This window comes from Pseudomonas sp. WSY_20 (genome assembly GCF_043104335.1).
Classification (GTDB): Bacteria; Pseudomonadota; Gammaproteobacteria; order Pseudomonadales; family Pseudomonadaceae; genus Aquipseudomonas; species Aquipseudomonas parafulva_B.
This window is the reverse complement of sequence record NZ_JBICKP010000065.1, coordinates 136417-149335: the sequence shown is the minus strand read 5'-3', so window position 1 is coordinate 149335 and position 12919 is coordinate 136417. Positions and strand designations below refer to the sequence as shown.

Below are 12919 nucleotides of genomic sequence, written 5' to 3'. Positions count from 1 at the left end.
GGCGGAAAGGTGACTGTGCGCCACCCTCGCCAATGAATACCAACTAGCCATCTGCGCCCCCGCCCAGGCGTTCAAACGATCAGGTGCTCAGCCGATCACAGCGAATACCTGAACTCACCACCCAGCCCTTCACCGCCGCGGCCCATAAAAACTCACGAGCCTCGATAAGCAATCCAGGGTAGCCCACCCAGCTACAGACAACCCGCCAACCGCTATGAAACACTACGCCCCCCAAAGCCGCCAACAGCTCCCAGCATGCCCGCCCTGGACCACCCGCTCATCGACCAATTCCTGGACGCCCTGTGGCTCGAAAAGGGATTGTCCGACAATACCCGCACCTCATATCGCAGCGACCTGGCCCTGTTCAACGGCTGGCTCCAAGCCCGCTCGGTCAACCTCCCAGACGCCGGCCGCGAACTGATTCTCGACCACCTGGCCTGGCGCCTGGACCAGGGCTACAAGCCGCGCTCGACCGCGCGATTCCTGTCCGGGCTACGCGGTTTCTTCCGCTACCTGCTGCGCGAAAAGCTCATTGCCATCGACCCGACACTCCAGGTGGACATGCCCCAACTGGGCAAGCCGCTACCCAAATCGCTGTCCGAGGCCGACGTGGAAGCCTTGTTGCAAGCCCCGGAGCTTGGCGAGGCTATCGGCCAGCGTGACCGCGCCATGCTCGAAGTACTGTATGCCTGCGGCCTGCGCGTGACCGAGCTGGTCAGCCTCACGCTCGATCAGGTCAATCTGCGCCAAGGCGTACTCAGGGTGATGGGCAAAGGGAGCAAGGAGCGGCTGGTGCCCATGGGCGAGGAGGCGGTGGTGTGGCTGGAGCGCTACCTGCGTAACGGCCGTGCCGAGTTGCTCAACGGCCGCCCCAGTGACGTGCTGTTCCCCAGCCTGCGCGGCGAGCAGATGACGCGGCAGACCTTCTGGCACCGCATCAAGCACCATGCCCAGGTGGCGGGCATCGACAAAGCCTTGTCGCCGCATACCCTGCGACACGCGTTCGCCACGCACCTGCTCAACCACGGTGCGGACCTTCGCGTGGTGCAGCTGTTGCTGGGCCACAGCGACTTGTCGACCACGCAGATCTACACCCACGTGGCAAAAGCACGGTTGCAGCAACTGCACGCCGAGCACCATCCGCGCGGATGAATGTTTTTCATGTTCGGCCAACCGACAGTCTGCGGCGGCTTCAAGCCAGGCGTGATGTGGTAGGCTTGGGCGGTTAGCACCAAGGGCCGCCCAGTCACCTCGTCGTTTTGCTCAGGTGACGCTCTGCGGCCCCTGTCCGCCCTCAGGAGTATCCATGCGCGTGACCCCGTTTTTCGCCGCCGCCGCCTTGGCGCTGGCCAGCACCTTTGCCGTGGCTGCGGCGCCCGATACACCCGTCGGCGCAGAGCAGGCCATTCGCAAGTCATTGCAGAACCTGTCCCTGGAAGTGCCCGTTGAAAGCGTGGCCAGCAGCCCGGTCAGCGGCCTGTACGAAGTCAAGCTGCAAGGCGGGCGCGTGCTGTACGCCAGCGCCGATGGCCAGTTCGTGATGCAGGGTTATCTGTTCCAGATCCAGGACGGCAAGCCCGTCAACCTGACCGAGAAAGCCGAGCGCCTGGGCATTGCCAAGCTCATCAACGGCATTCCGGCAGGTGAGATGGTGGTGTATCCGGCCAAGGGCGAAACCAAGTCCCACATCACCGTCTTTACCGACACCACGTGCCCGTACTGCCACAAGCTGCATGCCGAAGTACCCGAACTCAACCGCCGCGGTATCGAAGTGCGTTACGTCGCCTTCCCACGCCAAGGCCTGGGCTCGGCCGGCGACCAGCAATTGCAGGCGGTGTGGTGCTCCAGCGACCGCCGCAAGGCCATGGACAAAATGGTCGAGGGTGATGAAATCAAGGCAGCCAAGTGCACCAACCCGGTCAGCAAGCAGTTCCAGTTGGGGCAGTCGATCGGCGTCAACGGTACGCCGGCCATCGTGCTCGAAAACGGCCAGGTGATTCCGGGTTACCAGCCTGCACCGCAGGTCGCCAAGCTGGCGCTTGCCAAGTAATACAGTTCAATACGCCGTCGTCATGGGGTGACGGCATGTTTCACGGTCGGCAAAGGTGTCGGCCGTTCAATGGGGAGTTCACAGTGAAACCGGTCAAAGTAGGCATCTGTGGGTTGGGGACCGTCGGTGGCGGAACCTTCAATGTACTTCAGCGCAACGCCGAGGAGATTGCCCGCCGTGCCGGGCGCGGTATTGAAGTGGCCCAGATCGCCATGCGCTCGCAGAACCCGAACTGCCAGATTACCGGTACCCCCATTACCGCTGATGTGTTCGAAGTCGCGAGCAACCCCGAGATCGATATCGTCATCGAGCTCATTGGCGGCTACACCGTAGCCCGCGACCTGGTGCTCAAGGCCATCGAAAACGGCAAGCACGTGGTCACCGCCAACAAGGCGTTGATCGCCGTGCATGGCAACGAAATCTTCGCCAGAGCCCGTGAAAAGGGCGTGATCGTCGCCTTCGAAGCGGCGGTGGCCGGTGGCATTCCGGTGATCAAGGCCATTCGCGAGGGCCTGTCGGCTAACCGTATCAACTGGCTGGCCGGGATCATCAACGGTACTGGCAACTTCATCCTCACCGAAATGCGCGAGAAAGGTCGCGCCTTCCCGGATGTGCTGGCCGAAGCCCAGGCGCTTGGCTACGCCGAGGCCGATCCGACGTTCGACGTCGAGGGCATCGACGCGGCGCACAAGCTGACCATCCTGGCGTCGATCGCGTTCGGCATTCCGCTGCAATTCGACAAGGCCTATACCGAAGGCATCACGCAGCTGACCACGGCCGACGTGAACTACGCCGAAGCCTTGGGCTACCGCATCAAGCACCTGGGCATGGCACGCCGTACCGCCGAAGGTATCGAATTGCGCGTGCACCCGACGCTGATTCCGGCTGACCGCCTGATTGCCAACGTCAATGGGGTGATGAATGCCGTGATGGTCAACGGCGACGCCGCCGGCTCGACGTTGTACTACGGCGCAGGCGCAGGAATGGAACCGACCGCTTCCTCGGTGGTAGGCGACCTGGTGGATGTGGTCCGTGCCATGACCTCTGACCCGGAAAACCGTGTGCCCCATTTGGCGTTCCAGCCCGATTCGCTGTCGGCGCACCCGATCCTGCCAATCGAAGCCTGCGAGAGCGCTTATTACCTGCGTATCCAGGCCAAGGACCACCCAGGTGTGCTGGCCCAGGTGGCGAGTATTCTGTCCGAGCGCGGCATCAACATCGAATCGATCATGCAAAAGGAAGCCGAAGAGCAAGACGGCCTGGTGCCGATGATCCTGTTGACCCACCGCGTGGTGGAGCAGGGCATCAACGACGCCATCGTCGCCCTCGAGGCCCTGAAGGATGTGGTGGGCCAGGTCGTGCGCATTCGCGTCGAGCAGCTCAACTAGGGTTGGCCTGAACAGCCTTGTGACGAGCGTCCGGCAAGGCTGTTTGCGTACCTGCGTGACCAAGTACCAGGGCTTGTTGCACAGAGGCCCAGCGACACCCTCGACGCTGCAGCTAGATGCAGCGTAGGGGCTTTAGAACACCCTACAGTCACGGCAAGCCAAGGCGTGCCGCCCAGGTTCGAGGCCACCGGCCCTTTCCTGCTGCGGGCAAACGAGGCTTGCCGCTCAAACCAAAGGTTTGTCCCATGCGCTATATCAGTACCCGCGGCCAGGCACCGGCCCTGAACTTCGAAGACGTATTGCTCGCCGGCCTGGCTACCGACGGTGGCCTGTACGTCCCGGAAAACCTGCCACGTTTCACCCAGGAAGAAATCGCATCCTGGGCGGGCCTGCCGTACCACGAGCTGGCATTCCGAGTCATGCGCCCGTTCGTCGAGGGCAGTATCGCCGATGCCGACTTCAAGAAGATCCTCGAAGAAACCTACGGCGAATTCGCCCACGCTGCCGTTGCCCCGCTGCGTCAGCTCGACAGTAACGAGTGGGTGCTTGAGCTGTTCCACGGGCCGACCCTGGCATTCAAGGATTTCGCCCTGCAACTGCTTGGTCGCTTGCTCGACCATGTGCTGGTCAAGCGCAACGAGCGCGTGGTGATCATCGGTGCCACCAGCGGCGACACCGGCTCCGCCGCCATCGAGGGCTGCCGTCGGTGCGACAACGTCGACATCTTTATCCTGCACCCGCACCAGCGGGTCTCGGAAGTGCAGCGTCGGCAGATGACGACGATCTTCGGCGAGAACATCCACAACATCGCCATCGAAGGCAACTTCGATGACTGCCAGGAAATGGTCAAGGCGAGCTTCGCCGACCAGTCGTTCCTCAAGGGCACCCGCCTGGTGGCCGTCAACTCGATCAACTGGGCGCGGATCATGGCCCAGATCGTCTACTACTTCCATGCCGCCCTGCAGTTGGGCGGCCCGGCCCGTTCGGTGGCCTTCTCGGTGCCAACCGGCAACTTCGGCGATATCTTCGCAGGCTACCTGGCACGCAACATGGGCCTGCCGATCAGCCAACTGGTGGTGGCCACCAACCGCAACGACATCCTGCACCGCTTCATGAGCGGCAACCAGTACGTCAAGGAGCAGTTGCACGCCACCCTGTCGCCGTCGATGGACATCATGGTCTCGTCCAACTTCGAGCGTCTGCTGTTCGATCTGCACGGTCGCAACGGTGCATCGATCGCCGAGTTGATGGCCAACTTCCGCCAGGGCGGCGGCTTTAGCGTCGAACAGGACCGCTGGACCGAGGCACGCAAGCTCTTCGATTCGTTGGCCGTCACCGATGAACAGACCTGCCAGACCATCGCCGAGGTGTTTGAGGCGACCGGCGAGGTGCTGGACCCGCACACGGCCATCGGCGTCAAAGCCGGTCGCGAGTGCCGCCGTAGCCTGGATACGCCCATGGTCGTGCTGGGTACCGCACACCCGGTCAAGTTCCCTGAAGCGGTCGAGCAGGCGGGCGTTGGCAAGGCGCTTGAATTGCCCGTGCACATGAGCGACCTGTTCAGCCGCGAAGAGCGTTGCACCGTATTGCCCAATGACCTCAAGGCAGTACAAAGCTTCGTCAGCCAGCACGGCAATCGCGGCAAGCCGCTCTGACCTTGCAGGCTCCGGGTCGGACCGATCCGGAGCCTCAGCGGTTTCAATGGTTTAATTCAGACAAATCCTATTCTGGCCGATCGTCTTCGCGCCTAGATTAGCCGGTCCTCCCAGCAGGAGCGGCTCATGCAACAGCCTCATGTACTGATTCATCACGTGCGCCCGTCCCACCAGATCCTTCTGCACCAGGCCCTCAATGCCCAGGGCGTGTTCCAGGTGCGGATCTGTCAGGACAAGGCCGAGCTCGATGCATGCCTTTCGAGCGCATTCTCCCCGGATTTATTGATCTTCGACCATGCTATGCCCACCCGCACGGGGACTGCGATGCTCAAGCGGTTACCGCCCACCTGCCCGGTGCTGTTCGTAGGCCAGGCAGGCGCCCGGCGGCGCAACCTGGCTGAACAGGCCCGCAGTTTCGGCTTGCACGTCATCGCGGAGTTGCCATGGCCACTGTCTTCCCCAGCCCTGCAAAGGGCGTTGCAAACACTGCCCAGCCCGTCCGAACGTGAAAGGTCGCAGCCCATGGAAGCGCTGACGGCGCATTGAACAGCATGGAGGGTTAGAACTTTCCGCTTCGCTTGCAGGTCTGCTCCTTACAACTCATCAAGCAAGCGAGTAATCCGGATGGAACGAATCTGCAGACTGCTCAACCAAGCCCTCACCCCTTACCAGGCGCACTTGGGCCTGGCCGATAGCCACGGTAACCGGCAGTTGACCGTCCACGACCACCTGGCCAGGGTGGTATTGCAACGCACGGTCAGCGAGCGTCAATTGCAGGAGCAACGCCTGCTGGTGGATATGGTCGATGGTCTGCACCGTGATCTGCAGATCGCTGAAGGGCGGCTGCAGCCTTGCGTGATTGCTGCGTTGCAGCAGCGTCAGCAACCTCAGGGAACCTTTGCCTGAGCGAGTCATCAGATTGATCAGTACAGCCGGCCACTGCTTTGCTCCCGCATGGCCACTGCTGTCGCTGGAAGCCCAAGGGCTTTCGCTTGACCCCGGACGTTCTTCCCCAGCGTCCGGGGTTTCTTTTTATCTGGGTTGGGGGTTTGGAAGGTCGATCGACCCAGCGGCGTGGCGCTCGTCCTGTTCAGGGCGTTCGGGGTGTGCCGCCGCGTGGTCGTTGAAGAAGGCTCGGCTGTGTTCGAGGTAGTCCGCCCGCTGGGCGGGGTCGAGCCAATGCGCATAGAGTTTTGGTAGCACCGTCTGGCGCAGCTGGGTCAAGACCTGATCGATGTGGGCCATGGCGGCTTGTCCCTGCGGGCTGGCCGAGCAGCCCACATGCAGGAATTGGTAGGGTTTCACACCCTGAACCGGGTGAAATTGGTAGTCATCCGGCGATCCGCCTTGTTGCTGGATCAGATAGCGAACTTCCGGCCAGTAGCCGAGCACCAGGCGCAGTCGGCCCAAGCGTTGCATCTGCAGCAGGTTGGCGGTGGCCTGGGTGCCGTAGTGTCGGCTGACGGCGGCATCTGGCAAGTTGCTCAGCGTATCGTCGATCACAGCCCCATAGCTGCGCTCTGCCACTACACCGAGGCGTAGCGATGGGTCGCTCAGCAGGCCTTGAAGATCGACCTCATCACCGTCGAGGTGGGGCGCCACCAAGGCGTGGTTCTGCTTGCGCACGACCAGTCCGCTGGTTTGCACGCCCAGCAACGGGATGGAAAAGCGTATATAGCGGGCGCGCTCGGCGGTCCATAGCAGCATCGGGTCACAGGTAAGGCTGCTGCTGCCCTGCAGCATCTGCAAGCCACGCGCACGATTGACCCGCACGATGCTGTGCGCATATTCGGGCATCTGCTGGATCAACTGCGGTAACAGCTGGTCGATCACCCCATGACCTTTTTCCGGGCCGTCGGATACGCTGAACGGTGGCAGATCACGCACCAGCCACAGCAGTCGCTCCTGAGCGCTTGAGGGCACGCTGAGCAGTGCAGCCAGTACGGCGCCTGTCCATGCCAACCTGGCGGGGCGCAGGCAATGGCACATCGACAGGCTCAGACAGCGCCCGCCTGGCGCAGGGCAGCGATGGCGGCCGCATCATAGCCCAGCTGGCCCAGCAGCTCGTCGGTGTGTTCGCCCAGTGCCGGCCCGACCCAGTCGGCAGAGCCCGGGGTGCCGGACAGCTTGGGGACGATGCCCGGCATGCGGAACGCCTTGCCATCGGGCAGGCGCGCCTGCAGGAACATCTCGCGCGCCAGGTACTGAGGGTCGCTGAACATGTCTTCAGCCGAGTAGATGCGGCTGGCCGGCACCTGGGCTGCGGTCAGGGCCTGCATCAGCTGTTCCAGCGGCAATCCGTTGGCCCAGCGATCGATGACCCCGTACAGCTCATCGCGGCGCAGGTCTCGCCCGTCATTGGTGGCCAGGCTCGAATCCTCGGCCAGGTCGCTACGGCCGAGAGCCACCATCAGACGCTTGAAGATCGCATCGCCATTGGCGCCGATCTGCACATGCTTGCCGTCCGCGCTGGTATGGATGGAGGAGGGCGTGATGCCCGGCATGATATTGCCCGTGCGCTCGCGGATGAAACCGAAGACGTCGAACTCCGGCACCATGCTCTCCATCATGGCGAAGATGGCCTCGTACAGCGCCACGTCGACCACCTGGCCAAGCCCCCCGTTGACCTCGCGATGACGCAGGGCCATCAGTGCGCCGATCACCGCCCACAACGCTGCAATGGAGTCGCCGATGGAAATACCGGTGCGCACGGGCGGGCGATCCTCGAACCCCGTGATGTAGCGCAAACCACCCATGGACTCGCCCACTGCGCCGAAGCCCGGCTGCTCCTTCATCGGCCCGGTCTGACCGAAGCCTGATAGACGCACCATGACCAGCCGCGGGTTGAGCGCATGCAGCACGTCCCAGCCAAAGCCAAGCTTTTCAAGCACGCCCGGACGGAAGTTTTCGATCAGGATATCCGCCTCGGCAAGCAGCTTGCGCAGGACCTCGCGCCCGTCGGGGTGCTTGAGATTGAGGGTAAGCGAGCGCTTGTTGCGCGCCTGCACGAACCACCACAGCGAGGTGCCCTCGTAAAGTTTGCGCCACTTGCGCAACGGGTCGCCGCCGTCGGGCGATTCCACCTTGACCACCTCGGCGCCGAATTCGGCGCAGATGCGCGCCGCGAATGGCCCGGCGATCAAGGTGCCGAGCTCGACCACTTTAAGGCCGGCGAGGGGTTTGCTTGACGTCGACATGGGGCATCCGTGGCAGCTGAAGAGCGGTGTTTTTATCACAGCTGCGATGCGGCAGATACTGCCGCGGCGCAACCGGGGACTGGATCGGTTAGACTGTGCGACTTTTCTTCAGGCAAGAAGCACCCCGACCATGGCCCAGCCGTCCACCACCTACAAATTCGAACTGAACCTGACCGACCTCGACCGCAATGTGTACGAGAACGTCAAGCAGACCATCGCGCGGCACCCTTCGGAAACCGAGGAGCGTATGGCGGTTCGTCTGTTGGCCTATGCGCTGTGGTACAACGAAAACCTGACATTCGGTCGGGGCCTGTCGGACGTCGATGAGCCGGCGCTGTGGGAAAAAAGCCTGGACGACCGTGTGCTGCATTGGATCGAAGTAGGCCAGCCAGATGCCGATCGCCTGACCTGGTGCTCGCGCCGTACCGAACGCACCAGCCTGCTGGCCTACGGTAGCCTGCGGGTGTGGGAAGGCAAGGTGGTGAGCGCGGTGAAGAACCTCAAGAACCTCAGCATCGCGGCCGTGCCCCAGGAGGTGCTCGAAACCCTGGCCACCGACATGCCCCGCAGCATCAAATGGGATGTGATGATCAGCGAAGGCACGGTGTTCGTGACCGATGACCGTGGCCAGCACGAAGTGCAATTGCAGTGGCTGCTGGGGGAGCGCGGCTGAACCTTCCCATGCGTATCGAACCCCGCCCGCTGCCCCCGACCCTGCCGTTTCTTGGCAACCTGCCACCCTTGCTGACTCGCCTGTACGCCGCCCGTGGCGTGCAAAGCGAGGCCGAACTGGACAAAAGCCTGGCGCGCCTGCTGCCCTACCAGCAGCTCAAAGGCATCGACGCGGGCGTCGACCTGCTGCTGCAGGCCATCGACCAAGGCCAGCGCATTCTGATCGTCGGTGACTTCGATGCCGATGGCGCCACGGCCAGTACCGTCGGCGTGCTGGGTTTGCGCCTGCTCGGTGCGGCCCACGTGGACTACCTGGTGCCCAACCGCTTCGAGTACGGATACGGCCTCACGCCGGAAATCGTCGAAGTGGCATTGCAGCGCCAACCACAGCTGCTGGTCACGGTAGACAACGGGATCTCCAGCGTCGACGGCGTCGCGGCGGCGAAGGCGGCTGGCCTCAAGGTGCTGGTGACCGACCACCACCTGCCCGGCGAGGCGCTGCCGGACGCCGATGCCATCATCAACCCCAACCAGCCAGGCTGCCCGTTTCCGAGCAAGTCGCTGGCAGGGGTCGGGGTGATTTTCTACGTCCTCATGGCCCTGCGCGCGCGCTTGCGCAGCCTGGGCCGCTACGACACCCAGCCGCAGCCGAACATTGGTGAACTGCTGGACCTGGTTGCCCTGGGCAGTGTTGCCGACGTGGTGCCGCTGGACGCCAACAATCGCATCCTGGTGCATCAGGGTCTGGAGCGCATTCGTGCCGGACGCGCCCGGCCTGGCCTCAAGGCGATTCTGGAGGTGGCCAAGCGCGACCACCGGCGCATCACCTCCACCGACCTGGGTTTCATTCTGGGCCCGCGGTTGAACGCCGCAGGGCGCCTGGACGACATGAGCCTGGGTATCGAGTGCCTGCTCTGCGAGGATCCTGCCCTGGCGTTGGACATGGCCCAGCAATTGGACGGCCTGAACCAGGACCGCAAGTCTATCGAGCAGGGCATGCAGCGCGAGGCGCTGGCCCAGTTGCGGGACTTGCCGGTCGAGTCGATGCCCTATGGGCTGTGCCTGTTCGATGCAGAGTGGCACCAGGGCGTCATTGGCATCCTCGCCTCTCGCCTCAAGGAACGCTATCACCGCCCGACCATCGCCTTCGCCGATGCCGGCGACGGCATGCTCAAGGGCTCTGCGCGCTCAGTGCCGGGGTTTCACATCCGCGATGCGCTCGATGCGGTGGCCGCGCGCCATCCACAGCTAATCAGCAAGTTCGGTGGCCATGCCATGGCGGCAGGGCTGTCCTTGCCCGAAGCCAACTACCCCGCGTTCGCCGAGGCTTTCGACCAGGAGGTGCGCCGCCAGCTGTGCGAGGACGACCTCACCGGGCGGCTGCTGTCCGATGGTAGCCTGGCGGTGGAAGAATTCCACCTGGACCTGGCCAAGGCGCTGCGCCAAGCCGGGCCTTGGGGGCAGCATTTTCCGGAGCCGCTGTTCCACGGCGTGTTCCAGCTGGTCGAACAACGCGTGGTGGGTGAGCGTCATTTGAAAGTCGTGCTCAAGAGTGAGTGCGGCACGGTGCGCCTGGACGGCATCGCCTTCGGTATCGACCGCGAGGTTTGGCCCAACCCGACCGTGCGCTGGGTGGAGCTGGCCTACAAGCTGGATGTGAACGAGTTTCGCGGCAATGAAAGCGTGCAACTGATGATCGCCCACATGGAGCCGCGCTGAGCCAGGAGCTGTGTGAAAAAAATTCGAAAAGAGGTCAGGCTGTATTCAACGCAGCCTCACCGCGTATCAAGGCTTTTTACGCAACGCCCAGGGCATCGCGGCCAAACCCCATGGAACCTTCCCCCTACCTAATCTGGTCTAGTCTGAACACAGACCGGTACCGGGCCAGGGATGCGTGGTTGACTGCCCGGGCCGGATCACTTTGCAGCCATTGGGAGGTGCCCTCATGAGCATGCTGCTCGAGCCTTACACCCTGCGTCAGCTGACCCTGCCGAACCGCATCGCCGTATCACCGATGTGCCAGTATTCCTCGGTCGATGGCCTGGCCAACGACTGGCACCTCGTGCATCTGGGCAGCCGTGCCGTCGGCGGGGCGGGCCTGGTCGTCACCGAGGCCGTGGCAGTCACGACCGACGGTCGTATCACCGCTGAAGACCTTGGTCTGTGGGACGACGCGCAGATCGCCCCCTTGCAGCGCATCACCCGTTTCATCACCGCCCAAGGGTCAATCCCGGGTATCCAGCTCGCCCATGCCGGGCGCAAGGCCAGTACCTACCGCCCGTGGCTAGGCAAGCATGGCAGCGTCACGTTGGAGGAGGGCGGCTGGCAGCCGGTGGGGCCGTCGAAGATCGCGTTCGATCCTGAACACACCGTGCCCAGTGAGCTGACCCATGCGCAGATCCAGGAAGTAGTGCAGGCCTTTGTCGCCTCGGCCAAGCGCGCGCTGGAGGCGGGTTTCAAAGTGGTCGAAGTGCACGCGGCCCACGGTTACCTGCTGCACCAGTTCCTGTCGCCGCTTAGCAATCAGCGTCAGGATGAATACGGCAGCTGTTTCGACAACCGCATCCGCCTGACCTTGCAGGTGGTCGAAGCGGTTCGTGCGGTCTGGCCGGCCGAGTTGCCATTGTTCGTGCGGGTGTCGGCCACCGACTGGGTCGAAGATGGTTGGAACCCGGACGAAACCGTCGAGCTGGCCCGACGCCTGCGTATGCTTGGGGTGGACCTGATCGATGTGTCTTCGGGCGGCACGTCCAGCAATGCCGAGATCCCGACCGGCCCTGGCTACCAGACCCGCTTTGCCGAGCGCGTGCGCAAGGAGTCGGAAATGGCCACGGGCACCGTGGGCATGATCACCGAGCCGGCCCAGGCCGAGCATATTCTGCGCACAGGCCAGGCCGACCTGATTTTCCTGGCCCGGGAGCTGCTGCGCGACCCGTACTGGCCGCTGCATGCAGACGACGACCTGGGCGGCCACCAGGCCACCTGGCCGGCGCAATATCAGCGGGCCACCAGCCGGTCGAGCCCCATTCACGAATCGGACCTGCGCGACTAAGCGGCCCCTGATGCCGGCGGCGGGCTTCTAGGCACCGGCAAGCCGCCGCCGGCCTGCGACGATGCAACATCTGGAAGCAAATCCTCTGTGGCGTGATGTGGGGCAAGTCTTACTCTGGCTGCTGACTTCCCTGATGTGGAGATGCGCATGATGAATACCCGGGGTTTGCTTGATCAATTGCTCAAATCCGGCCAGCAGCTGCTAGAGAAGCAGGCGGGCGGGGCCAAGACGGGTACAGGCGCCGGCGGGCTCGGCGGGTTGCTGTCAGGCGCAGGTGGCGGCCTGCTTGGCGGCGGTGCGCTGGGTGTATTGCTCGGCAGCAAGAAAGCCCGCAAGTTTGGCGGCAAGGCGCTCACCTACGGGGGCCTTGCCGCGCTTGGCGTGCTTGCCTACAAGGCCTATGGCAACTGGCAGGCGCAGCAGGCCAACCAACAGGCCCCTACACCAGAGCCGCAGACGGTGGACCGCGTACCTGCGGCCCAGGTGGAGCAGCACAGCCAGGCGGTGCTGCGCGCACTGGTCGCTGCGGCCAAGGCGGACGGTCATGTGGATGAGCGCGAGCGTGCGCTGATCGAGGGTGAGTTCACCCGCCTGGACGGTGACCGTGAAGTGCAGCAGTGGCTGCATGCGGAGCTCGACAAGCCGCTGGACCCGGCCGAGGTGGCCCGGGCCGCCCAGACGCCGGAAATCGCTGCCGAGATGTACCTGGCCAGCGTGATGATGGTCGACCAGGAAAACTACATGGAGCGTGCTTACCTGGACGAACTGGCGCGCCAGCTGGGGTTGGCCCAAGGGTTGCGCGAGGAGCTGGAAAAGCAGGCGCGGCAGGGATAAGCCGCGCGTGCAGCTTGGCCCAATCGGGAGGATCACTGCGGTGGCGGGGCGTTCTGTCAGAATTTGACGCG

Annotated in this window: 12 protein-coding genes; 10 read left to right on the top strand and 2 right to left on the bottom strand. The window is 63.5% G+C overall.

Annotated features, from left to right (window positions below; translation table 11 throughout):
* Nucleotides 1-255 precede the first annotated feature (255 nt).
* The 6 genes from xerD (at nucleotide 256) to ACF8E5_RS16530 (ending at nucleotide 5999) form a co-directional block, all read left to right on the top strand.
* Nucleotides 256-1152, top strand: a complete 897-nt coding sequence (xerD, locus tag ACF8E5_RS16555; protein ID WP_196121691.1) for a site-specific tyrosine recombinase XerD — start codon at nucleotides 256-258, stop codon at nucleotides 1150-1152.
* 154 nt (nucleotides 1153-1306) lie between these two features.
* Complete coding sequence (locus tag ACF8E5_RS16550; RefSeq protein ID WP_027913823.1) at nucleotides 1307-2050, top strand: thioredoxin fold domain-containing protein; 744 nt, start codon at nucleotides 1307-1309, stop codon at nucleotides 2048-2050.
* Nucleotides 2051-2133: 83 nt separating this feature from the next.
* Nucleotides 2134-3438 carry a homoserine dehydrogenase gene (locus tag ACF8E5_RS16545; protein ID WP_392475548.1) on the top strand — a complete coding sequence of 435 codons (1305 nt, stop codon included), beginning with the start codon at nucleotides 2134-2136 and terminating at the stop codon, nucleotides 3436-3438.
* Nucleotides 3439-3683: 245 nt separating this feature from the next.
* Nucleotides 3684-5093 carry a threonine synthase gene (gene thrC, locus ACF8E5_RS16540; RefSeq protein WP_058603765.1) on the top strand — a complete coding sequence of 470 codons (1410 nt, stop codon included), beginning with the start codon at nucleotides 3684-3686 and terminating at the stop codon, nucleotides 5091-5093.
* A 126-nt stretch (nucleotides 5094-5219) separates the two neighbouring features.
* The gene (locus tag ACF8E5_RS16535) at nucleotides 5220-5639 is read left to right on the top strand and encodes a histidine kinase (protein WP_392475547.1); all 420 of its coding nucleotides are present in this window, start codon (nucleotides 5220-5222) and stop codon (nucleotides 5637-5639) included.
* A 78-nt stretch (nucleotides 5640-5717) separates the two neighbouring features.
* The gene (locus tag ACF8E5_RS16530) at nucleotides 5718-5999 is read left to right on the top strand and encodes a DUF3509 domain-containing protein (protein ID WP_023534040.1); all 282 of its coding nucleotides are present in this window, start codon (nucleotides 5718-5720) and stop codon (nucleotides 5997-5999) included.
* Nucleotides 6000-6125: 126 nt separating this feature from the next.
* Here ACF8E5_RS16530 and ACF8E5_RS16525 read toward each other — a convergent pair whose 3' ends face one another.
* Together ACF8E5_RS16525 and ACF8E5_RS16520 are read right to left on the bottom strand one after the other, a co-directional pair.
* Nucleotides 6126-7082 (bottom strand): TIGR02285 family protein, encoded by a 957-nt coding sequence (locus ACF8E5_RS16525; protein ID WP_392475546.1) that lies wholly within the window; start codon nucleotides 7080-7082, stop codon nucleotides 6126-6128.
* Between the two features lie 8 nt (nucleotides 7083-7090).
* Nucleotides 7091-8290: a CaiB/BaiF CoA-transferase family protein gene (locus ACF8E5_RS16520; RefSeq protein WP_197843869.1), complete on the bottom strand. Its 1200-nt coding sequence runs from the start codon at nucleotides 8288-8290 to the stop codon at nucleotides 7091-7093.
* 130 nt (nucleotides 8291-8420) lie between these two features.
* Between ACF8E5_RS16520 and ACF8E5_RS16515 the strand changes: the two genes are divergently transcribed.
* The 4 genes from ACF8E5_RS16515 (at nucleotide 8421) to ACF8E5_RS16500 (ending at nucleotide 12848) form a co-directional block, all read left to right on the top strand.
* Entirely contained in the window at nucleotides 8421-8963 is a 543-nt protein-coding gene (locus ACF8E5_RS16515) for a YaeQ family protein (protein WP_023534041.1), read from the top strand.
* An 8-nt stretch (nucleotides 8964-8971) separates the two neighbouring features.
* Complete coding sequence (gene recJ / locus ACF8E5_RS16510) at nucleotides 8972-10681, top strand: single-stranded-DNA-specific exonuclease RecJ (RefSeq protein WP_058639559.1); 1710 nt, start codon at nucleotides 8972-8974, stop codon at nucleotides 10679-10681.
* A 226-nt stretch (nucleotides 10682-10907) separates the two neighbouring features.
* Entirely contained in the window at nucleotides 10908-12014 is a 1107-nt protein-coding gene (locus ACF8E5_RS16505) for an NADH:flavin oxidoreductase/NADH oxidase (protein ID WP_392475545.1), read from the top strand.
* 150 nt (nucleotides 12015-12164) lie between these two features.
* A complete protein-coding gene (locus ACF8E5_RS16500; RefSeq protein ID WP_182139128.1) occupies nucleotides 12165-12848 on the top strand; it encodes a tellurite resistance TerB family protein in 684 nt (227 codons plus the stop codon).
* Nucleotides 12849-12919: the final 71 nt, after the last annotated feature.

Bases quoted from the DNA above. Each gene is read 5' to 3' on its own strand.
- xerD (WP_196121691.1), top strand. From the start codon at position 256: ATGCCCGCCCTGGACCACCCGCTCATCGACCAATTCCTGGACGCCCTG.
- ACF8E5_RS16550 (WP_027913823.1), top strand. From the start codon at position 1,307: ATGCGCGTGACCCCGTTTTTCGCCGCCGCCGCCTTGGCGCTGGCCAGC.
- thrC (WP_058603765.1), top strand. From the start codon at position 3,684: ATGCGCTATATCAGTACCCGCGGCCAGGCACCGGCCCTGAACTTCGAA.
- ACF8E5_RS16535 (WP_392475547.1), top strand. From the start codon at position 5,220: ATGCAACAGCCTCATGTACTGATTCATCACGTGCGCCCGTCCCACCAG.
- ACF8E5_RS16530 (WP_023534040.1), top strand. From the start codon at position 5,718: ATGGAACGAATCTGCAGACTGCTCAACCAAGCCCTCACCCCTTACCAG.
- ACF8E5_RS16525 (WP_392475546.1), bottom strand. From the start codon at position 7,082: ATGTGCCATTGCCTGCGCCCCGCCAGGTTGGCATGGACAGGCGCCGTA.
- ACF8E5_RS16520 (WP_197843869.1), bottom strand. From the start codon at position 8,290: ATGTCGACGTCAAGCAAACCCCTCGCCGGCCTTAAAGTGGTCGAGCTC.
- ACF8E5_RS16515 (WP_023534041.1), top strand. From the start codon at position 8,421: ATGGCCCAGCCGTCCACCACCTACAAATTCGAACTGAACCTGACCGAC.
- recJ (WP_058639559.1), top strand. From the start codon at position 8,972: ATGCGTATCGAACCCCGCCCGCTGCCCCCGACCCTGCCGTTTCTTGGC.
- ACF8E5_RS16505 (WP_392475545.1), top strand. From the start codon at position 10,908: ATGAGCATGCTGCTCGAGCCTTACACCCTGCGTCAGCTGACCCTGCCG.
- ACF8E5_RS16500 (WP_182139128.1), top strand. From the start codon at position 12,165: ATGAATACCCGGGGTTTGCTTGATCAATTGCTCAAATCCGGCCAGCAG.